This is a genomic window from Flavobacterium terrae, assembly GCF_900142035.1.
GTDB lineage: Bacteria > Bacteroidota > Bacteroidia > Flavobacteriales > Flavobacteriaceae > Flavobacterium > Flavobacterium terrae.
In genome coordinates this window covers 275,288-297,257 of record NZ_FQZI01000003.1, presented here as the reverse complement: position 1 = coordinate 297,257, position 21,970 = coordinate 275,288, and the positions used below count along the sequence as shown (strand labels likewise).

Genomic DNA, 21,970 nt, shown 5'->3' with positions numbered 1-21,970 from the left:
TTTTAAATTCTTTAACAATTTCAATATCATCATTTACTAAATTAGCGGTCTAAACAATAATTATGAGAAAATTTATATTTAGTTTTTTATTAGTAGGAAGTATTTCATTTGCTCAAAAACTTACTATAGAAGAAACTGTAACCGGTGGACGTAAGTATGCCCCAACAACGCAAACTGCTCAACAGTGGCGTAAGGATTCAAAATCAATTACTTATTTAAGTAGTGATTACTCAAATTTGTTAGAAAAAAGTGCTTCTAATGGATGGAAAGAAATAATTTTGGCTACGAAAACCGATTTTGAAAATGCAGTAAAATCAAAAATTACTTCCGATGAGTTTACCATGAAAGTATTTCCTTTGGTAATCGATTGGAAATCGAAAAATACTTTTGAAACTCTGGCTGCGGGTAAAAGCAAAATTTACAATGTTACCTATGATATTGTTTCAAAGCAAATAAGTAATATAAAAAGTTATCCAATTGATGCTCAGCAAGCAAAGTTTGCTAATAACGGAAACGTATCTTGGTTAAAAGAAAATAATATTAAAATTACTACTGCTTCAGGTAATGTTGTAGATGTTACTAATGATACTGATAAAGGTATTGTAAATGGATCCGATTATGTACACCGTCAGGAATTTGGTATCGACCAAGGAATGTGGTGGAATGAAGCAGGAACACAACTTGCTTATTATCGTAAAGACGAAACTATGGTTGGGAATTATCCTATTATCAATTGGAACGAGCGAGAGGCAGTAAACAACGATATCAAATACCCAATGGCTGGAATGACTAGTGAAAATGTAACATTGGTAGTTTATGATGTAGCATCGGGTAAAAAAGTAACGATTCAAACTGGTGAACCAAAAGAGCAATATTTAACAATGGTTTCATGGGAACCAACTGGTAAAAATATTTTTATAGGAATTTTAAATAGAGAACAAAATCACCTAAAGTTCAACAAATATGATGCGCAAACAGGTGCTTTTGTAAAAACATTATTTGAAGAAAAAGCATCTACATGGGTAGAGCCACAACACCCGTTGACTTTTGTTCCAAATAATCCAACACAATTTATTTATCAAACAGATTTTAATGGATACAATCAAATGTATTTATATAATACAGATGGGAAATTATTAAAAAACTTAGGTTTTAATGACGTTGTTGTAAAGGACATGTTAGGTTTTGATACCAAAAGGACTAAAATCAACTACATAGGAACTGCAAATAATGGTTTAGATCGTCAATTGTATCAAGTAGATTTAAAATCAGGAAAAACAATTCAGTTGACAACAGTTTCTGGAACACATATTGCTTCTGTTTCTTCTGATGGAACAATGGTTTTAGACCAATACAGTAATGTGACAACACCAAATGAAATTTCAATTATTGATATAAAATCTAAAAAAGCTAAGCAATTAGTAAAAGCAGATAATCCTTTTACTGGAAAAATTGATATGCCTAAAATGGAATTAGTGACTTTGACATCTGCTGATGGAAAAACACCACTAAACGGGCGAATCATTTATCCAGCCGATTTCGATGCTACGAAAAAATATCCTGTAATGGTGTATGTTTATGGAGGTTCACACGCACAATTAGTAACTAACCGTTGGTTAGGTGGAGGTGGTTATTTTGACTACTATATGGCTCAGCAAGGGTATGTGGTATTTACTTTAGATAATAGAGGAAGTGATGCTCGTGGAAAAAAATTCTGTGATGTAAACCACCGTCAACTGGGAGTTAACGAAATGGCTGATCAAATGGAAGGCGTTAAATTCTTAAAATCAAAATCTTTTGTTGACCAAGATAAAATTGGAGTTTTTGGATGGAGTTTTGGTGGATTTATGACAACTACTTTGATGACTTCTCAAGCTGATACGTTTAAAGTTGGTGTAGCTGGTGGACCAGTAATCGATTGGAAATATTATGAAATCATGTACGGAGAACGCTATATGGATACTCCACAAGAAAATCCAGAAGGTTATGCAAAAGCTTCATTGTTAGATAAAGCTAAAAACTTAAAAGGAAGATTGTTAATCATTCACGGAGCGCAAGATCCTGTAGTTGTGCAACAAAACAGTATGAACTTTATTGAGTCTTGCATCAAAGCAGGCAAACAAGTTGATTATTTCTTATATCCTAATCACGAACATAATGTAGGAGGAAGAGATCGTATTCATATGTATGCTAAAATTGCAGATTATTTTGATGTATATTTAAAGAAAAATAATTAAAATATGGCACAACAAAAAACTTCTAATGCTTTTATAGCTGCTTCTTGGGTAGCTCTTGGTGTTGGCATGATTGGATATTTAGTAGGACTAGCTAGAGCCGAAATGTTATTAAATGAAAAAGGTTACTATTTTTCTATTTTAATGTTTGGATTATTTGCTGTTATATCTCTTCAAAAAGCCGTAAGGGACAAGTTAGAAAATATACCTGTAACTGATATTTACTATGGACTTTGTTGGTTTACAACTTTGTTAGCGATAGTTTTATTAATTATAGGTCTTTGGAATGCTACTCTTTTACCCAGTGAAAAAGGATTTTATGCATTTGCTTTTCTTTTAGCCATGTTTGGAGCTATTGCTGTTCAAAAGAATACAAGAGATAACGCAAATTTCTAATTGAAAGTTTAAGAACTTTAATACTTAAAATCCGTTTCTTTTTTAGAGACGGATTTTTTTATACTAAAACTAAGCTCATTTGTGTTTAAATAAATAAAAATGGGCTCAATGTATTTAGCTATCTTTGCGCCATGCCTAAATCTTTATTTCAGAACTTTAAAGTAAATATTTCAGGGATTTCATTGCCTGATAAATTTACGTTTCCATTTTATTACGAACCACATGAGTTGAGCAAAATTGCAACTCAAGAATTACAATCATATCTTGAAACTCAAAATGATTTTGAACATAATTTTGGTTTAAATGATGAACAAGAAGGATTGGTAATTGGAAAAATGTTTGGAGTTTTAGTTTGTCAGAATAAGCAAGGTGAATTGGGCTATCTGTGGGCGTTTTCTGGAAAATTAGCAGAGCAAAATCATTTGGATTATTTTGTTCCAACCGTTTTTGATATGTTGGAAGAAAATGGCTTCTTCAATCAAGAGCAAGAAATCATTAATACTATAAATCGTGAAATTGAAGATTTAGAATTACAACAAGAATATAAAGATGCTTTAGCAAATTTAGAATCGACTAAAGTTGAAGCAGAACAAGACATACTTCGTCATAAAGACCATATTAAACAGCAAAAAAAAGTAAGACTTCTTAAAAGAACTGATGCAGAAAAGGTACAAGATACAGAGGCTTTTCAACTTCTAATAGAAGAACTAAAAGAAGAAAGCCAGCAGGAAGGAATTTTACTCAAGAAAATGACTGCTTATTGGAATTATAAGATTACTGATTCCCAAAAAATTGTAGATGACTTTGAGTCAAAAATTAATGAATTAAAAGAACTTCGCAAGCAAAAATCGAACGCTTTGCAACAAAGATTATTTGCCGAATATGCGTTTTTGAATTTAAAAGGTGAGACTAGAAGTTTGGGAGAAATTTTCGACAATAATCCACCCGCAGGAGCAGGGGAGTGCGCAGCACCTAAATTGTTACATTATGCTTTTCAAAATCATTTAAAACCTATTTGTATGGCCGAATTCTGGTGGGGTCAATCGCCTAAAAGCGAAGTGCGCAAACATCAGCAATTTTATCCATCATGTAAAAGTAAATGTGAACCTATATTATTAGGACATATGTTGGAAGGAATTGAAATGGATGAAAATCCTTTTGAAATCAACCCTGCTCAAGGAAAAGAAATTGAAATTATCTATGAAGATGATTCAATAGCCGTGGTTAACAAACCAGCTGAATTTTTATCGGTTCCGGGAAAACAAATCTCTGACTCGGTATATGCGAGAATGAAAGCAAGATATCCCAAAGCTACAGGACCTTTAATTGTGCATCGATTGGATATGTCAACTTCTGGAATTATGCTTATTGCTAAAACAGAAGAAGCTTATTTGAATTTGCAAAGTCAGTTTATAAAACGTACCGTAAAAAAATGCTATGAAGCTTTGCTTGACGGTATAGTTGATGACGAAGAAGGTTTTATTGACTTGCCTTTACGTGTAGATTTAGACGATCGTCCCAGACAATTGGTTTGTTATGAATACGGAAAACCAGCGCAAACTAAATGGGATGTCATTGCTGTTGAAAACGGTAAAACTAGAGTTCATTTTTATCCTATCACAGGTCGAACACATCAATTGCGAGTTCATGCTTCACACGAATTGGGTTTGCATACTCCAATTGTAGGTGATGATTTATATGGTGCAAAAGCAAACAGGTTACATTTGCATGCAAAAGTAATTACTTTCAAACATCCTTTGACCAACGAAGAAATGAGAATTGAAGTGAAAGCCGAGTTTTAAATCAAGGTTTTTCTCTACCTACAAATTTGTCTTTACCAAGCAAGAAATTAATCGCTTTAGAAATATTAAGTATAATTTTGAGCTCAGGAATAAAATAATATTCTTTATTAAGATTGATAAATAATTCAAACTTATTATATCAAGGTTTTATCCATTTTTTACTGATAAAATGAAGATTACTGTTTTCACATTCGTATATTTTGTTGAGATCTATTTTATATATTATTTTCTTTCTATAGATTTTTATTATTGTTGAATTTTTTTCATGGTTTATTGAATCACCAATTTGTATTAATTTCCATATCTCATTGTTGTTTTCTACATAAGGTAATTGATATTTTAATTTTATATAGGCTTTATCATTTTTGCTAATAAATTTTTTCTCAACAATCCTTTTTTTTTGATTTTTTATTATTACTTCCAATAATTCTTTTCTTTTTAAACAAAAACTACGATTGTAATAAAGAGCAAACAATACTAAGCACAATCCTATTATTGCAGTAATATGTTTTAAAGATGAATTGTTTAGAATCATTTGAACACTTTTTATTTTTTTAAATAAGTATCAAAATAGTTGATACTTTTCATTTTGAATTTATTGCTCTGAAATTTCTTTTAATTTATCTAATGCTTTAGGATAAGAGTTATTAAAATAGTCTAAGTAATCGTCAATACTATCCATGTCAACAATTACAGTTGTTATGCCATTATTTTCTTGAAAATTATAATTTTCATGTCCGCCGGCCCATTGTTCTACTTGTTCTCCTGTTGTTATTTCAGTGTCACCATCTAAAAAACCGTAATGACGAATAGAAACAAAACTGGCTGGTTTATGTTCAACGATTTCCGAAACCATTCCTCCTTTTTTACCGTTTTCATCTTCTCCTACAAAAAGGATTTTACTTCCTTTCTCCCAACTTCCTTCATAGGTAGAAGTAGGGTTAAAAGCTGCAGTCCAGTATTCGTAAGTAGATTTGCTTTTTAATCCAAGCATCGTTTCATAAACCTTTTGAGCCGATGCTTTTATTTCTTTTTTAAATTGTAGTTTTTGCATGGTTTATTTTTTTTTTGATTTAATTAATTTGACTTAATCAGTTATGGTAGAAGTAAAATTACAGAAAAATAAAGAAAGCTTAGGATTACTTTCTAGAAGATTTAGCTAGAATATTGCAAACCGCTGTTAGTAGTAGCTTTTAAGGATGTTGAGAAAATTCTTTTATAAAATCTAATTGATTAAATACCTAAAAACTACAATTTATTGGAAATCTTTATAATAGTGGTTTTGTGAATTGTTTATTATTAAGTATTGAACCTATTTTTTCGGAAATTTCATTGTCATTTTTTGTAAAATCAATGAAGAACTCTATTTGCCAAAATTGAGTTTTTTCAGCTTGTTTATTTTCTGTTTTTGTCCAACTTGGATAAACTCTAAAGCCACGTTTTCCTTCTTTGAGCTTTGTACTTAGTATGTTTCGTTTAATTAATTCAGTTTTAGGAAATAAAAAGAACCCAAATTTTTCAATTTCTTCAGTTGCGATAATATAAAAATCAAATGCATCCGTTTCGTTGAAAGGCTCAGTTATATTTTGAGAGTTACGTTTCCATAAAGTTACAAATTGACCAACTTTTTTAGGTGTTATTTTCGCTTTTCTAAATTTGAAATTCAATTTCTCTGTTTGAAAGTTGTAGCCAAAATATTCTTGACTTTCTTTGTCTTCAATTACGTTAGAGATTTTTAAGTTAACTTCCTTAAAAAGTAAGTTTTCTATTTTTTTTAATTCAGTTATTATCATTTGATTTTTTCTAGCACTTTACTGCTAACGTTTCGTGGCTTAGCGAAGTAACGGGATTTTAAATTAATAGATGTAAAGATAATGAAACTTGCCTTTCGATTTTCCTGGTACGGAAAATCGGATGCAACTATTGCTGAAAAACGCTGTTAGTTGCTGTCTTTATTCTTTTTGGCTTCGTTTTCAATTAAATTGTCCAAGTCTGGTGTTGCGCTAACTTGAGAAATAAACCACATCGTTCCTTTAGTTTCCATATTCTGTTAGCCCAAACTATTCCGATAATTAAACCTAAAACAGAAATAATGATTGCGATAGAAAGTCTTGTTACAGTTGGATTTGGAAAATATATAAATGCTCCGATTCCCAATCCAATTATAAGTGGCGAAGCAACAATTTGAAGCCATGCAATAATTCCCATCATATATTCAAAAATTCTGTGCATACTGTTATTTTAAACAATTTTGGTTAAGTTACTGGTAACGTTTCACGGCTTCGCGTCAGTAGTGGCCAATGCGTGTTGATTATTTTCGGTTAAGATAAAATTTTCTGCGTGAATTGATAGTTTCAATTTTAAGAAAAACCAGCAATTGAGCCAAACGGCGGTTATGGGCAGCCAAACTTTATTTTGTTTTAAAAATGAGTTCACTATCGTGTGAAGTTACAAATACAGGAATTTTTGTCCATTCAGATTTGTCTTTAAATCTTTTATAGGTTTCTCTGAAGAGTTCTAAGAGTCTCAAAGTGATAATTATTGCACAAAGTTCAGCTGAATCTTCATATTCCCATTTTTCATTTTGTACATAATCTTCATATATTTTTTGTAAATCTTCATAGCCTTCTATTACTAAAGCCATCTCAAAAAAGTAATCATAATCAGCAAGCCAATCAGTATCAGTCAAATCATTACAGAAAGTAAATGACATACCCATGACAAACCATAAATCAGGGTTTATTGTAAATCCATTCATTTCACAATAAATGGATTTTACATTAACAATTTCCTCAGTAGATTTTTCGAAAACTGCATTTAAAAATTCGTTAGCATCATCAATTAGGTGAAATAAATTTCGACCAATTATTTTATGAAAATCATTTTTTGGAATCTTTAATAATTCTACTTCTGTTAATTCAATTGCTTTATCAATTTCTTCAATTTTAATTAGTTCACAAATGCTATTTTCAAATTCGTATACGTCCATAATTCTGATTTGAGTTTTTTATTGGTTGCCCATAACGTCCTGTGGCTTTGCGACTGTTGCGGAAATTGGAACTGAGTTCGCTCGGCTGGACGAAACGAAATTATGAAAATAAAAACGAGCTTTTACAACAAATGCAGCAATAGCGCAAAACCGCTGTTATGCGGAGTGCTGATTGTTTAAATTGCTTCTAAGAAAAATTATTAATTCATTATAGTTTTCAAATTTATCTGGAGATAAAATAAATGAACTCTCATCAGATAAAATAATTTCACTCAGATGAAAACCATCACTTATCTGCCCAGCTTTTCCTTGTTGAATGATTTTATGTCTCTCAATATTTACAATTTCGTTATACTTAATAATCCTATTTCTAATTCCTAAAAAAGCTTGTATTTCTAAATCATTTTTTCTTAAAATTATTTTTGTAAGTTTTAAAAAATCAAATGAACCCGCCATTGTAAAACAAATTATAACTATAATAAAGAAAAATGCTATTTTTTCTTTTGTTGGATATGTTCCATCGCAGAATTTTAGGCAAATGCAAATACAAAAGATAGCAGCTAAATAGCCGCAAAATAGTTTTACAATATATAAGTTTCGAAATTTAGAAGTTATTGTTTCCATATAGTATTTAGCATTTCGCATAACTCACAAATATACGCAAGTTCCAATTACAAACTAAAACAAATGGATATAATCGTTTGTAATTACTTTTATATAAAAAAAATCCCAAGTGTTTTGCTCAGGATTTATATTTTTAATCTTCTATAGTGGCTTCGATTCTGTTTTTGTTTAGTTTACTATTTCTAAAACCATAACAGAAGTATATCACTAATCCTATAACCAGCCAAACCCCAAACCACTTCCAGTTAGAAACTGCCATACCAGTTAGTAAATAACAACAAGAAACTAATCCTAATAATGGAATTAATGATAAGTTTTTAACAAAGGCTAATACTGTCATAACTGCCGTTAAAATAAAAAAGGCAATCATGGGTAGGTTAGTGGCTAGTTTATCTTCTGAGAAATCAAGAGTATCAGTAAAGAAATTAGGCACATAAACCACTAATAATGCAATTGTAAGAGCTACGATAGCAGGAAAAACAAATTTTGAATTAATGTATGGAATTCTAAATTTACCTTTTGTTGCTCTTTCGGCTAGTTCGGCTTCGTTTTGAGGTGATAACATTAAAACTCCTCCACAAACTAATACGAAAGCAAATAGAGTACCAATGCTGGTAAAATCTAATACAAAGTTTTCATCTGTAAAGAAAATAGGAAGCCCTACTACTAAACCTGTAACGATGGTAGCAAATCCTGGTGTTTTGTGTTTAGGGTGAATTTCAGCAAACTTTTTAGGCATTAATCCATCTCGGCTCATAGTCATCCAGATACGAGGTTGACCCATTTGGAACACTAACATTACACTTGTCATAGCCACAACAGCAGCAATAGATACAATGAAAAGCATCCATTTAACTCCTTTTAAAGCAAAAATCTCAGCTAATGGATCACTTACTCCTAATAGGTTGTAAGACACCATTCCTGTTAATACTAAAGCTAAAATGATATAAACAACTGTACAAATTACTAATGAGTAAATCATACCTTTTGGTAAATCACGTTGTGGGTTTTTACTTTCTTCAGCTAATGTAGAAACTGCATCGAAACCAATATAAGCAAAAAATACTGCAGATACTCCTGCCATAACTCCGCCAAAACCATTTGGCATAAAAGGTGTCCAGTTTTCAATATCAATATAAAAAGCTCCAACAATGATTACTAATAAAATGATTACTAATTTCACATATACCATTGCATTACTTAAGTTCTTAGACTCTTTTGTTCCTTTGTAAATTAAGTAAGTAATTAAGATATTAATTACTACAGCTGGCATATCAAAAATAATTTTTAAGCCTCCAATTTCAGGAGCATTAGTCCAAGCTAATAACCCTTCACCTGCTTTGTTTTCTATAAATGCTGCATGTGCTGATTTGTAATTTATGGTTAACCATTCTGGTAAGTGAATGTTGAAGGTTTCTAAAAGATTCGTAAAGTAACCACTCCATGAAAAAGCAATGTAAATGTTACCAATAGAATATTCCATTAATAATGCCCAGCCAATAATCCAAGCAAATATTTCCCCAAAGGATACATAAGCATAAGTATATGCACTACCAGAAACAGGTACTCTTGATGCGAATTCTGCATAACACATAGCTGTAAATCCACAAGCGATGGCACACATTACATATAATAAAATTACTCCAGGGCCACCCGAAAAACAGGCGTTTCCTATAGCAGAAAAAGTCCCGCCTCCAATGATAGCTGCAATACCAAAAAAAGTTAAGTCTTTTACAGTCAGCACTTTGTTTAGTCCAGAATGTTCACCGTCTCCTCCTTGTTGTAATATTGTTGTTAGTGGTTTTTTTCTAAATAAATTTAAAAATGACATATTAATTTTTTTGTTTGGTTTGTTTGTTAAGCCAACAAATATATAAAACCAATTGGGAATTAAGGGGAATGTTGATAAATTAAACAAGAAAGGTGACCCATTTGAGTCACCTTTATCTTTAAAATTATTAAGAATTTTTACAAATCAAATCGGTCTAAATTCATCACTTTGTTCCAAGCAGCAACAAAGTCTCTTACAAATTTATCTTTAGAATCACTTGAAGCATAAATTTCTGCAATAGCACGTAGTTCTGAATTTGAACCAAAGATTAAATCAGCACGAGTAGCAGTCCATTTTGGTACACCCGAAGTTCTATCTGAACCAACAAAAATTTCACCTGAATCGTTAGTTGCTTTCCAAACAGTTCCAAGATCTAATAAATTTACGAAGAAATCATTACTTAAAGTTCCTTCGTTTTTAGTAAATACACCGTGTTTTGAACCATCATAATTTGCACCCAATACTCTCAAACCACCCAGTAATGCAGTCATTTCAGGAGCAGTTAATGATAATAATTGCGCTTTGTCTATAAGCATTTCTTCTGTTATACTTGAAGCTGTTGAGCTTTTATAATTTCTAAATCCATCAGCTTTTGGTTCTAGTACAGCAAATGAATCCACATCGGTTTGTTCTAATGTTGCGTCACCTCTTCCTGGAGAAAAAGGAACTTTAACTGCGTTTCCTGCAGCTTTTTCAATAGCAGCAGAACCACCTAATACAATCAAATCGGCAAGTGAAACATTTTTGCCAGATGAATTGAAATCTTTTTGAATATTTTCTAAAGTTGATAATACATTTTTTAATTGTGATGGATTATTTACTTCCCAATTAATTTGTGGTTCAAGTCTAATTCGAGCACCATTAGCTCCACCACGTTTATCACTATTTCTAAATGTTGATGCAGAAGCCCATGCAGTTGAAACTAATTGAGAAATTGTTAAGCCCGAATTTAAGATTTTAACTTTTAACGATTCAATATCTTCATTACTCAAATTTTTGTTTCCAGTAGGAACTGGATCTTGCCAAATTAACACTTTACTAGGAACTTCAGCACCTAAGTAACGAGTAATAGGTCCCATATCACGATGTGTTAATTTGTACCAAGCTCTAGCAAAAGCATCTGCAAAATTATCGAAGTTTTCATAGTAGTCTCTAGAAATACGTTCGTAATCAGGATCCATTTTTAAAGCTAAATCGGCAGTGGTCATCATAGGAGCGTGACGTTTTGTTGGGTCATGTGCATCTTCAACTAGAGTTTCTGCAGCTGGATCTGTTGGCACCCATTGGTGAGCTCCTGCTGGACTTTTAGTTAATTTCCAATCGTATTTAAAAAGTGTTTCAAAGTATCCATTGTCCCATGTGGTTGGGTTGGGTTTCCAAGCTCCTTCAATTCCACTTGTAATGGTATCACCACCTTTACCAGTTCCGTGCGCATTTTTCCATCCTATTCCCATATCCTCAATACTTGAACCTTCAGGATTTACTCCCACAAGAGCTGCATCACCAGCTCCATGCGCTTTTCCGAATGTGTGACCACCTGCAACTAAAGCTACAGTTTCTTCATCATTCATAGCCATTCTGGCAAAGGTTTCTCTGATGTCTCTAGCAGAGGCCAAAGGATCTGGATTACCGTCTGGACCTTCAGGATTAACATAAATTAATCCCATCTGCACTGCAGCCAGTGGATTGTCTAATTGACGATCACCAGAATAACGGCTATTTGGTTTTTCGCTAGTTGCTAGCCATTCTTTTTCATTTCCCCAATTAATATCTTGTTCTGGCTCCCAAATATCTTCACGTCCTCCAGCAAAACCAAAAGTTTTAAATCCCATCGATTCTAAAGCACAGTTACCGGCTAGAATCATTAAATCTGCCCATGAAAGTTTGTTGCCATACTTTTGTTTAATAGGCCAAAGTAAAAAGCGAGCTTTATCCAAGTTTCCATTATCTGGCCAGCTATTGACTGGAGCAAATCTTTGATTTCCGGTACTTGCGCCACCACGACCATCCCAAATGCGGTATGTTCCAGCACTATGCCAAGCCATTCTTATAAATAAAGGACCGTAATGTCCGTAATCTGCTGGCCACCAGTCTTGAGAAGTTGTCATTAATTCGAATATATCTTTTTTAACTATTGTTAAATCTAATTTTTTAAATTCCTCAGCATAATTAAAGCCTTTGTCCATTGGGTCAGATAAGGAAGAATGCTGTCTAAGAATGTCTAGATTTAAACGATTAGGCCACCAATCTTTGTTTGATGCACCAGTGCCAGCAGTTTGTTTCATTTGTCCATGATTAAATGGGCATTTGCTTTCTCCATTACCAGAGTTGTGATTTGAATTTGTGTAGTTTTCCATAATTTATTTTGATTTGTATTTTTTTCGTAAGTGTAAAATTATTTTAAAAAATCTATCATAAAATGCTTTTATGATAGATAAAAATTATAGTTTAACTGACTTATCTTATGTAATAAAGTTACTAATAATGTTGAGATGAAAATAAAATCAGTTTTAAAAAATATTTAAGTATTTATTTTTTTATTGGTTGATTTTATATTTTTTTAATAAAGTAACTGAGTATTTGATAAAGATATTGTAGTTTTTATACCTGTATAAAGACATTCTATAAATGGATAATAAAATATAATCTGCATGATTTAAATATTTATGATTTTACGATTACCTTCGCAAAAAATTTAAATAATTCAAATAAATTCAAACTTATGTCTTTAGTAGGAAAAAAATTCCCGAACATTACCGTAGATGCAATCTCTGAAATGGGAGATAACTTAAGAATCAACGTTTTAGAAGAAGCGACAAAAAACAACAAAAAAGTATTATTATTTTGGTATCCAAAAGACTTTACTTTTGTATGCCCTACTGAATTGCACGCTTTTCAAGCTGCTTTACCAGAATTTGAACAAAGAAATACAATCGTAATTGGAGCTTCTTGTGATACAAACGAAGTTCACTTTGCATGGTTAAATACAGCAAAAAATAATGGTGGTATTGAAGGTGTTACTTACCCTTTATTAGCAGATACTACTCGTAATTTATCTAAAGCTTTAGATATTCTTGATGCTCAAGAAGTATATGATGAAGAGTCAAATGATATTTTAGTAGAAGGTTCAAATGTAACTTTCCGTGCTACTTATTTAGTTGATGAAACAGGAAAAATTTTCCACGAAAGTGTAAACGATATGCCATTAGGAAGAAATGTGAATGAGTACTTACGATTAATCGATGCTTATACTCATGTTCAAACTAAAGGTGAAGTTTGTCCTGCAAACTGGGAGCAAGGTAAAGAGGCTATGAACGCTGATAGATTAAGTACTGCTGCTTACTTAAGCCAAAACTAATTTACTTCAAAATCAATAACAAAGAACAATAGCAATGTTTTTTCAAGAAACTGGAAATTGACATTGCTATTGCTATTTAAATTTATAAGATATGTTATTAGAATTAAACGAAGATACTTTACAAAATATAGTTGAATCAAACGATAAAGTTGTAGTTCAATTTTCAGCTTCATGGTGTGGTAATTGCCGAATTATGAAACCAAAATTTAAAAAATTGGCTACTGAAAATGAAAATATAACTTTTGTAATTGTTGATGCTGAAAACTCTCCTGAATCAAGAAAGTTGGCTAATGTTTCAAATTTACCAACTTTTGCCACATTTGTGAATGGAAAATTGGTAAACGAAACACAAACAAATAAAGCAGAAGTTTTAACTGAATTGGTTCACGAAATCATTTAATTATGAAATTACCAGTTATAAAACATTTAACTCAATTTATTGAGGAAAATGATCAAGACTATTTAGTTGAGACAATTGAAGTTCTTGAAGCTCTTACAGAGGTTTCTTCTCTAAAAGATGAAGAACTAGATGTGATTGGTGAATTAATTTCTAACATGTATGGTGCTCTAGAGGTTAATAAAATGGTGAAAGAAGGAATTGATAAAAAAGAAGCCTTAAACAATTTTATGAAACGAGTTTTAGGCTCGATTGACAAATAAAAAAGCTCTCACAATGAGAGCTTTTTTATTTATATATCATGGAGTAAATAACGATTTATAGTTATCCCAATATCTGAATATTAAAAATGCATTACCAAGTATAATTGCTATAGCGATAGGAAGATTCTCAGGACTCATAAAAAGGTGAATCATAAAAATATTTATAGTAACTGGAAGAATAACAATATTAGCAAGGGTTACAAATTTTCCAGTTAAAAAAGAAAAACCACACAAAAGTTCTAACAATTTTGCTAGAGGTAAAATGTAAGTTGAGGCAACAATACCAGATTGAAAAGCTTTAAAAGCACCAGTAGTTTCAGGTTCAGGGGATAATTTTAGAAAAAAATTAGCAGAAGCGTAGACAAATAAAAGTCCGAGCAAGACTCTTATAATAATGGTAGCGATTTTCATGATAGATGTTTTTTATGTTCCTATCAAAGTTACTGAAAAAAATGCAATAAAATTCTTAATATTTTAGTGTTTTTCATTTTTTAATTATAATTTTTTGTTTTATTGTTTTTCTTTTTGCCTTTTAAAAAGTAATAATTTAAGATTTCTTTTATTCTAAATCATTTTGTTTTTTTTGATTACTTTTGAAATTCTAAAATTTTAAAAAATGGCACAAATTACATTAAAAGGAAACCCAATAAATACAGTAGGTGAGTTACCACAAGTAGGTACTCAAGCAAAAGATTTTCAATTAGTAAAAACTGATTTATCAGTATCATCTCTTGCAGATTACAAAGGTAGTCGAGTTGTTTTAAATATTTTTCCAAGTGTTGATACTAGTACTTGTGCTACTTCAGTTAGAAAATTTAATGAAAAGGCTAGTTCGTTAGATAACACAAAAGTTCTGTGCATTTCAAGAGATTTGCCATTTGCGCAAAATCGTTTCTGCGGAGCAGAGGGTTTAGAAAATGTGGTGAATTTATCAGATTTTAAAGATAATTCTTTCGGTAACAGTTATGGTTTGTCTATTGTAGATGGTCCTCTAGCTGGTTTGCATTCACGTGCAGTTATCGTACTAGATGAGAACGGAGTAGTTAAATACACGGAGTTAGTTCCTGAGATTGTTGATGAGCCTAATTATGAGGCAGCTTTAGCTTCGTTATAAAATGAAATTTCAAAAAGACGAGACACTTTTTACAGGTAGGTTAAAGAGTATGGTTTTTGCTTTTAAAGGAGCTGTTAAATTAATTACTACTGAACATAGTGTAATGGTACAGTCTTCATTGGCAGTGGCCATGATTATTGCTGGATTTTATTTTGAAATAACTAAAACAGAGTGGATGTTTCAAATTTTTGCATTCGGTTTAGTTTTGAGTATAGAAGGATTAAATACTGCAGTAGAGAAAATAGCAGATTTTATTCACCCAGATTATCACGAGCGTATAGGTTTTATTAAAGATATTGCCGCTGGTGCAGTTTTTTTTGCTGCTATGACAGCAATTACAATTGGACTTTTTATTTATTTACCTCGATTAGTTTAATTATTAATATTGATTATTTTTGTTTAAAAAGAGCAAATTAATGGCCAAGTCTAATAAAAAAGAGAAATCTAATTTAGAGCCTGAAGAAACTAATTTATTTAGTAGATTTAATCCAACAAAACAGCATAAGATAACAATTGGAGTACTTTTGGTACTACTGGCAGTTGCTTTAGCTGTTTCTTTTGTTTCCTATTTTGTTAACGGAAAATTTGATCAAAGTGAGTTGGGTGAATTTTCTAATAGAGATGCCCATGTGCAAAATTGGTTAGGAAAATTTGGTGCCTTTTTATCAGATTTCTTTATTTACAAAGGATTTGGAGTTGCTTCTTTTTTATTTGTTAGACTACTTTTCTTGACTGGAGCCTATTTAGTTTTAGATTTAGCGGTTTCTAAACTTAAAAAAACTTGGTTTTGGGATATTTTCGTAATTATTATTCTCTCAATTTTATTTGGATTCTTTGGTGATTTTTTACCAGAATTAGGAGGAGTAATTGGATATGAAATGAATATCTTTTCTCAAGATTATATAGGAAAGACTGGAACATTATTGGTTTTAATATTTGGAATTGTAATTTACTTAATCTTTAAAGTAAAAGTTTCTCCCGATAAGATTAAGGGAATATTTGAAAATACTAAAAAGAAATTAAACGAAGATTTAGCTTTTAGAGATAGCGAGAATACTTCTGGAGCTTATAATTTAGAAGAATTTGCGGTTAATGATGATGAAGAATTTCAAGTGTCTGATTTGAAAGAGAATTTAATCACTACGCCAAATAAAAACGATTTTGAGGAAGATGAAGAAGAATTAGGAGAAATAGTTTTAAAAACTACTCCAACAATGCCTTCGCAATTTGAAATAAACAAAGACGCCTTAAAACCAACTATTGGAACTGCATCAGAATTATCGTTAGAACCAACAATTAAAAATGAAGTTGTAAAACCAATCGATGATGTAAAATCAGAAGAAAATGATTTTGTAATTGAAAAGGTTGAAGAAGAAGATATTGTTGAAGAAAATTTGGCAGCTAAATTGGTTTCTCATTTTGGAGAATTTGATCCAACACTAGAATTGTCAAATTACAAATTCCCAACTATTGACTTGCTAAAAGAATATGGTACTGTGGGAATTACCATTAATCAGGAGGAATTAGAAGAGAATAAAAACAGAATTGTTGAAACACTTCGTAATTATAAAATTGACATTGCTCAAATTAAAGCAACAGTTGGACCTTCGGTTACCTTATATGAGATTGTGCCAGAAGCAGGTATTCGTATTTCAAAAATTAAAAGCTTAGAAGACGATATTGCATTATCATTAGCTGCATTGGGAATTCGTATTATTGCACCAATTCCTGGAAAAGGAACAATTGGTATAGAGGTGCCTAATAAAAATCCAACTATGGTTCCTATGAAAGGAGTCATTGCTTCGGCAAAATTCCAAGAAGCTGAAATGGAATTGCCAATTGCTTTAGGTAAAACAATTTCAAACGAAACTTTTGTGGTTGATTTGGCTAAAATGCCTCACTTACTAATGGCAGGTGCTACTGGTCAAGGTAAATCAGTTGGATTAAATGCTGTTTTAACATCATTATTATACAAAAAGCATCCAGCGGAAGTAAAATTTGTCTTGGTGGATCCAAAGAAAGTTGAGCTAACACTTTTTAATAAAATCGAAAGACATTATCTAGCTAAACTTCCAGATGTGGAGGATGCGATTATTACAGATAATTCTAAAGTAATTACTACGTTGAACTCTTTATGTGTTGAAATGGATAACCGCTATTCTTTGTTAAAGGATGCAATGGTTCGAAATATTAAAGAGTATAACGAGAAGTTTAAACAACGAAAATTAAATCCTGAAGCAGGGCATAGATTTTTGCCATACATCGTTTTAGTGGTCGATGAGTTTGCTGATTTGATTATGACTGCTGGTAAAGAAGTTGAGACGCCTATTGCTCGTTTAGCACAGTTAGCTCGTGCAATTGGAATTCATTTAATTATTGCTACACAAAGACCTTCTGTAAACGTAATTACTGGTATTATTAAGGCCAATTTCCCAGCGCGTATTGCGTTCAGAGTAACTTCAAAAATTGACTCTAGAACTATTTTAGATACACAAGGAGCAGATCAGCTTATTGGGCGTGGAGATTTACTATATACTAATGGAAATGATTTAGTGCGTGTTCAGTGTGCTTTTGTAGATACTCCAGAGGTAGAAAAAATATGTGATTTCATTGGTTCACAAAAAGCATATCCAACAGCTTATATGTTACCAGAATTTATTGGTGAAGATAGTGGCATAAGTCTTGATATAGATATATCAGAAAGAGATTCATTGTTTAGAGAAGCAGCAGAAGTTATTGTGACTGCGCAACAAGGATCAGCTTCTTTAATTCAAAGAAAGCTAAAATTAGGCTACAATAGAGCAGGTAGATTGATAGATCAATTAGAAGCTGCTGGTATTGTTGGTCCTTTTGAAGGAAGTAAAGCTAGATCAGTTAATATTCCTGACTTGGTTTCTTTGGAACAATTTTTTATGAATGAACAAAAAAATAATTAGTATGAAAAAGATAATTGCATTATTAGTATTATTTGCGGGGTTAACAGTACATGCTCAAGATGCAACCAAAGCTAAAGCTTTATTGGATAAAGTTTCAGCTAAAGTAAAATCATATAAAACTATCGAGTTAGATTTTAATTACAACCTTCAAAATACTAAAGAAAGAGTAAATCAAACCAATAAAGGTAAAGTAACTTTACAAGGCAATCAATACTTGTTGAATTTTTTAGGAGTTACTAAAATGTGCGACGGTAAAAAAATCTATACAATATCTAAAGAAGATGAAGAAATTAGTATTGCTAATGTTGGAGGTGAAGATGATGCAGATACACCAGCAAAAATGCTTACTTTTTTTAATAAAGGATTCAAATACTCATGGGATATTGCACAAACTATAAAAGGAAAAAAGATACAGTACATTAAATTAACACCGATAAGTTCAAAAGACGAAAGAAAACAAATTCTTGTTGGTGTCGATGTAGCAACAAATAATGTGTATAATACGATTACAACGGGTAGAAATGGAACAACAATAACATTAACTGTTAATTCTTTTAAAACAAATATTCCATTAGCGAAAAATCATTTTACCTTTGTAAAAGCAAAATATCCAAACTACTACATTAATAATTTGGATTAATACTATTGAATGAAAATTCTTGACAGATACTTATTAAAAACTTACTTGATTACATTTACTTCGGTATTTGTAATCTTGTTTTTTATATTCATACTACAAACAGTTTGGCTATTTATTTCAGAATTAGCAGGTAAGGACTTAGATTTATTCATGATCATTAAGTTTCTTCTTTTTGCTTCGCCAAAATTAGTACCAATGGTTTTACCACTTTCAGTTTTGTTATCATCAATTATGACTTTTGGTGATTTAGCTGAAAACTATGAATTCGCAGCAATGAAATCGGCTGGAATTTCTTTTCAAAGAACCATGAAAGGTTTGTCAATTTTTATTATACTATTATCTTTTTGTGCTTTTTTCTTTGCAAACAATGTAATTCCCTATGCAGAATATAAATTCATAAATTTCCGTAAAAACATTGCCCAAGTAAAACCAGCACTTGCCATAGCCGAAGGTCAGTTTAGTAATATTGGAAATATTAATATCAAAGTTGATAAAAAAACGGGGGAAAAAGGTGAGTTTTTAGAAAATGTTACCATTCATAAAAAATCAAATTTAGGTGAAGGAGCAAAAACCGTTATTAAGTCTAAAAAGGGTCATTTATTAAGTAGCGAGGAATCTAATTTACTTCAATTAATATTAATTGATGGATATTATTACGAAGACATTACGCCAAAAGATTACAAAGACAGACCTAAGATGCCTTTTGCAAAAGTCTATTTTAAAAAATACAACATTAATATTGATTTATCGAAGTTAAATTCGACCGAAGAAGATAAGTCACAAATCACCAATACTAACAATATGCTTAGTTTAAGTGAATTAAAATATACGGCAGATTCACTTTCAACAAGTTATAATAAAGAAGTATTGTCAGTTTCCGATAATGTTTACCAAAGATTTGGATTTAATTACAATATGGCTCAATTCGATTCGATCAAAAATACTAAAACACCTGAATTGACAAGTTTTTTAGATAATACTTTAAAATCAAAAATTCTTGAAATCGCCAATAGTGATGCTTTGAGTTCAAAGCAAAATTTAGAGATGAATGAAATGACCTTTTTAGCTAAAAAGAAAGATATAAATAATCACTGGCTTTCCATGTATGAGAAATTTGTAATAGCTTATGCTTGTTTACTTATGTTTTTCATAGGCGCTCCATTAGGCGCAATCATACGAAAAGGAGGTTTGGGATTGCCTATTGTATTTGCAATGTTGATTTTTATAACATTTCATTTCTTGAATACTTTTGGAAAAAAACTTGCTCAAGAATCAGGAACTACTCCATTTATGGGAGCTTGGATTTCCTCAATGGTATTAACTCCATTGGCAATATATCTAACAAAAAAAGCAATAAACGATAATGGTGATGTAAATTTCGATTTCATTTCAGAACCTTTTAGAAAACTGTATGATTTCTTCACCAAAAAATTAAACAATAACAACAACACAATACAAGAAAATGGAGACTAACACCATTAAATTAAACACAATTGAAGAAGCAATAGAAGATATTAGACAAGGAAAAGTCATTATTGTTGTGGATGATGAAGATAGAGAAAATGAAGGCGATTTCCTTGCTGCTGCAGAAAAAATTACTCCTGAAATGATCAACTTTATGGCAACTCATGGTAGAGGGCTTATTTGCGCTCCTCTTACTGAAAGCCGCTGTAAAGAGTTAGGACTTCGTCCAATGGTAACAAATAATACAGATCATATGGAAACGGCATTTACCGTTTCAGTGGATTTAAAAGGGCATGGAGTGACAACTGGAATTTCGGCATCAGATAGAGCTAAAACAGTACAAGCTTTAATTGATCCAAACACTAAACCATTTGATTTAGCAAGACCAGGACATATTTTTCCATTAATTGCCAAACAAGGAGGTGTTTTGCGACGAACAGGTCATACAGAAGCTGCAATTGATTTTGCACGATTAGCAGGTTTTAAACCAGCTGGAGTTATTGTAGAAATCATGAACGAAGACGGTTCGATGGCACGTTTACCTCAGTTGGTAGAAGTAGCTAAAAAATTCGACTTGAAATTAGTTTCAATTGAAGCATTAGTAGCTTACAGAATGCAACATGATAGTTTGATTGTTAAAAAAGAAGATTTTGATATTGAAACACGTTTTGGAACATTTAGAATGCGTGCCTATGAACAAACTACCAATAAGCAAATCCATATTGCTTTAACAAAAGGGACTTGGAATTCGGGTGAAGCAGTATTAACTCGTATAAATTCTTCACAAGTAAATAATGATTTGTTGGGAACGCTGACTAATAACGCCGATAAACAGTTGGATGATATGTTTAGAGTTATTAATGAGCAGGGGCAGGGAGCAGTTGTTTTTGTTAACCAAGATATGCAATCGGTGAGTTTACTAAATCGTATTGCCGAATTGAAAGAATTACAACAGCAAGGTGAAATGAAAGCTCCTAAAATTGTTATTGATAGCAAAGATTATGGAATAGGAGCACAAATTTTACATGATTTGGATATTTCTAAAATTAGATTAGTATCTAATACAGAAGTAGGGAAGCGTGTTGGAATGATAGGTTATGGTCTAGAAATAGTTGAATATGTAACTTATTGAAAAAAATATTTTTTTCTGTAATTTCAACGTAATGAAACAGTTAAAAAATAAGTTGTAATTTTTTCGTTTTTTTCTTTTAAAAACGTTTGGAGATATAAAAAACAGTGCTATATTTGCACTCGCAATACGGAAGTAGAGCGATACATACTGGAGAAATGGCAGAGTGGTCGAATGCGGCAGTCTTGAAAACTGTTGACTGTAACAGGTCCGGGGGTTCGAATCCCTCTTTCTCCGCGAAAATGGTTATAAAGCCCCGAATATCGGGGCTTTTGTTTTTTAGTTGACAGTATAGTTGACAATCCTCTCTCTTTTAAATTATTTTAGTTTATAAATTTTTCTTGAAAATTAGAATATAAATATTATCTTCTTAAATTTACAATGTGAAATTTATATCTGTCATACTATCCTTTTACATTTTTGTTCTCTCTACTGTTCCTTGTGCAGATATAGAGATTAACAGTATTGCTCATGCGACAGTTAATCATTCATCAGATAAAGACAATCATTCGCACAATAAGAGTAATGACCTGTGTTCCCCTTTTTGTATTTGCAATTGTTGTGGACAGGTTACTTTAACTTATGCACCTGTAATCATATATGATTTTCAAGTTCAATTTGAAGAAATAAAAACTTCAAATTCATTTTACACTTCAGTTTTTCATTCCAATTTCTACGGAAGTATTTGGCAACCTCCTCAAATAGTATAATGATGCCCGAGTAATTTCGGGTTAGAAAGTTGTGCGTTAGCACGAAGAATGGCAAGTATTTCTTATTTGCTGATTTTCTAATT

22 protein-coding genes and 1 tRNA gene are annotated in these 21,970 nt (G+C 31.6%); 14 read left to right on the top strand and 9 right to left on the bottom strand.

Annotated elements, in window-relative coordinates; translation table 11 throughout:
- The first annotated feature begins 62 nt into the window (after window positions 1-62).
- The 3 genes from BUC09_RS09340 to BUC09_RS09330 all read left to right on the top strand — a co-directional run bounded on the left by BUC09_RS09340 (window position 63) and on the right by BUC09_RS09330 (window position 4,432).
- Window positions 63-2,237, top strand: coding sequence for a S9 family peptidase (locus BUC09_RS09340; RefSeq protein ID WP_073310880.1), 2,175 nt, complete (start codon window positions 63-65; stop codon window positions 2,235-2,237).
- A gap of 3 nt (window positions 2,238-2,240) precedes the next feature.
- On the top strand, window positions 2,241-2,630 hold the full coding sequence (gene yiaA, locus BUC09_RS09335) for an inner membrane protein YiaA (protein WP_073310878.1): 390 nt from the start codon (window positions 2,241-2,243) through the stop codon (window positions 2,628-2,630).
- A gap of 131 nt (window positions 2,631-2,761) precedes the next feature.
- Window positions 2,762-4,432 carry an RluA family pseudouridine synthase gene (locus tag BUC09_RS09330; RefSeq protein WP_073310876.1) on the top strand — a complete coding sequence of 557 codons (1,671 nt, stop codon included), beginning with the start codon at window positions 2,762-2,764 and terminating at the stop codon, window positions 4,430-4,432.
- A gap of 139 nt (window positions 4,433-4,571) precedes the next feature.
- On the opposite strand, the gene BUC09_RS09325 is transcribed toward BUC09_RS09330, so the two are convergent.
- The 8 genes from BUC09_RS09325 to katG form a co-directional block, all read right to left on the bottom strand.
- Entirely contained in the window at window positions 4,572-4,967 is a 396-nt protein-coding gene (locus tag BUC09_RS09325) for a hypothetical protein (RefSeq protein ID WP_073310874.1), read from the bottom strand.
- 60 nt (window positions 4,968-5,027) lie between these two features.
- On the bottom strand, window positions 5,028-5,486 hold the full coding sequence (locus BUC09_RS09320) for a tungsten formylmethanofuran dehydrogenase (RefSeq protein ID WP_073310873.1): 459 nt from the start codon (window positions 5,484-5,486) through the stop codon (window positions 5,028-5,030).
- A 214-nt stretch (window positions 5,487-5,700) separates the two neighbouring features.
- The gene (locus BUC09_RS09315) at window positions 5,701-6,225 is read right to left on the bottom strand and encodes a MepB family protein (RefSeq protein ID WP_073310872.1); all 525 of its coding nucleotides are present in this window, start codon (window positions 6,223-6,225) and stop codon (window positions 5,701-5,703) included.
- Window positions 6,226-6,409: 184 nt separating this feature from the next.
- Window positions 6,410-6,664 carry a hypothetical protein gene (locus BUC09_RS09310; protein WP_143161901.1) on the bottom strand — a complete coding sequence of 85 codons (255 nt, stop codon included), beginning with the start codon at window positions 6,662-6,664 and terminating at the stop codon, window positions 6,410-6,412.
- A gap of 178 nt (window positions 6,665-6,842) precedes the next feature.
- Window positions 6,843-7,421 (bottom strand): hypothetical protein, encoded by a 579-nt coding sequence (locus BUC09_RS09305; RefSeq protein ID WP_073310870.1) that lies wholly within the window; start codon window positions 7,419-7,421, stop codon window positions 6,843-6,845.
- A gap of 156 nt (window positions 7,422-7,577) precedes the next feature.
- Complete coding sequence (locus BUC09_RS14690; protein ID WP_143161900.1) at window positions 7,578-7,877, bottom strand: hypothetical protein; 300 nt, start codon at window positions 7,875-7,877, stop codon at window positions 7,578-7,580.
- 301 nt (window positions 7,878-8,178) lie between these two features.
- On the bottom strand, window positions 8,179-9,876 hold the full coding sequence (locus BUC09_RS09295; protein WP_084127173.1) for an amino acid permease: 1,698 nt from the start codon (window positions 9,874-9,876) through the stop codon (window positions 8,179-8,181).
- A 137-nt stretch (window positions 9,877-10,013) separates the two neighbouring features.
- Window positions 10,014-12,233 (bottom strand): catalase/peroxidase HPI, encoded by a 2,220-nt coding sequence (katG, locus tag BUC09_RS09290; RefSeq protein WP_073310867.1) that lies wholly within the window; start codon window positions 12,231-12,233, stop codon window positions 10,014-10,016.
- 365 nt (window positions 12,234-12,598) lie between these two features.
- Between katG and BUC09_RS09285 the strand changes: the two genes are divergently transcribed.
- From BUC09_RS09285 to BUC09_RS09275, 3 genes are all read left to right on the top strand, one after another.
- Entirely contained in the window at window positions 12,599-13,234 is a 636-nt protein-coding gene (locus BUC09_RS09285) for a peroxiredoxin (RefSeq protein WP_073310865.1), read from the top strand.
- 91 nt (window positions 13,235-13,325) lie between these two features.
- A complete protein-coding gene (locus tag BUC09_RS09280) occupies window positions 13,326-13,634 on the top strand; it encodes a thioredoxin family protein (RefSeq protein WP_073310863.1) in 309 nt (102 codons plus the stop codon).
- 2 nt (window positions 13,635-13,636) lie between these two features.
- Window positions 13,637-13,894, top strand: a complete 258-nt coding sequence (locus tag BUC09_RS09275; RefSeq protein ID WP_073310861.1) for a DUF6952 family protein — start codon at window positions 13,637-13,639, stop codon at window positions 13,892-13,894.
- A 36-nt stretch (window positions 13,895-13,930) separates the two neighbouring features.
- On the opposite strand, the gene BUC09_RS09270 is transcribed toward BUC09_RS09275, so the two are convergent.
- Window positions 13,931-14,305, bottom strand: coding sequence for a DoxX family membrane protein (locus BUC09_RS09270; protein ID WP_073310859.1), 375 nt, complete (start codon window positions 14,303-14,305; stop codon window positions 13,931-13,933).
- Between the two features lie 205 nt (window positions 14,306-14,510).
- Here BUC09_RS09270 and tpx point away from each other — a divergent pair, with 205 nt between their 5' ends.
- The 8 genes from tpx to BUC09_RS09230 all read left to right on the top strand — a co-directional run bounded on the left by tpx (window position 14,511) and on the right by BUC09_RS09230 (window position 21,887).
- Entirely contained in the window at window positions 14,511-15,008 is a 498-nt protein-coding gene (gene tpx / locus BUC09_RS09265) for a thiol peroxidase (protein WP_073310857.1), read from the top strand.
- Window position 15,009: 1 nt separating this feature from the next.
- Window positions 15,010-15,384 (top strand): diacylglycerol kinase family protein, encoded by a 375-nt coding sequence (locus tag BUC09_RS09260; protein WP_073310856.1) that lies wholly within the window; start codon window positions 15,010-15,012, stop codon window positions 15,382-15,384.
- Between the two features lie 40 nt (window positions 15,385-15,424).
- Window positions 15,425-17,944: a DNA translocase FtsK gene (locus BUC09_RS09255; protein WP_073310854.1), complete on the top strand. Its 2,520-nt coding sequence runs from the start codon at window positions 15,425-15,427 to the stop codon at window positions 17,942-17,944.
- Window position 17,945: 1 nt separating this feature from the next.
- The gene (locus BUC09_RS09250) at window positions 17,946-18,584 is read left to right on the top strand and encodes an outer membrane lipoprotein periplasmic chaperone LolA1 (RefSeq protein ID WP_143161899.1); all 639 of its coding nucleotides are present in this window, start codon (window positions 17,946-17,948) and stop codon (window positions 18,582-18,584) included.
- A gap of 9 nt (window positions 18,585-18,593) precedes the next feature.
- Window positions 18,594-20,057: an LptF/LptG family permease gene (locus BUC09_RS09245; RefSeq protein WP_073310850.1), complete on the top strand. Its 1,464-nt coding sequence runs from the start codon at window positions 18,594-18,596 to the stop codon at window positions 20,055-20,057.
- Window positions 20,047-21,180 carry a 3,4-dihydroxy-2-butanone-4-phosphate synthase gene (gene ribB, locus BUC09_RS09240; protein ID WP_073310848.1) on the top strand — a complete coding sequence of 378 codons (1,134 nt, stop codon included), beginning with the start codon at window positions 20,047-20,049 and terminating at the stop codon, window positions 21,178-21,180. The genes BUC09_RS09245 and ribB overlap by 11 nt, the downstream gene beginning before the upstream one ends.
- Before the next feature lie 149 nt (window positions 21,181-21,329).
- Window positions 21,330-21,414 (top strand) — tRNA-Ser (locus tag BUC09_RS09235).
- Between the two features lie 146 nt (window positions 21,415-21,560).
- Window positions 21,561-21,887 carry a DUF6660 family protein gene (locus BUC09_RS09230; RefSeq protein ID WP_073310846.1) on the top strand — a complete coding sequence of 109 codons (327 nt, stop codon included), beginning with the start codon at window positions 21,561-21,563 and terminating at the stop codon, window positions 21,885-21,887.
- Window positions 21,888-21,970: the final 83 nt, after the last annotated feature.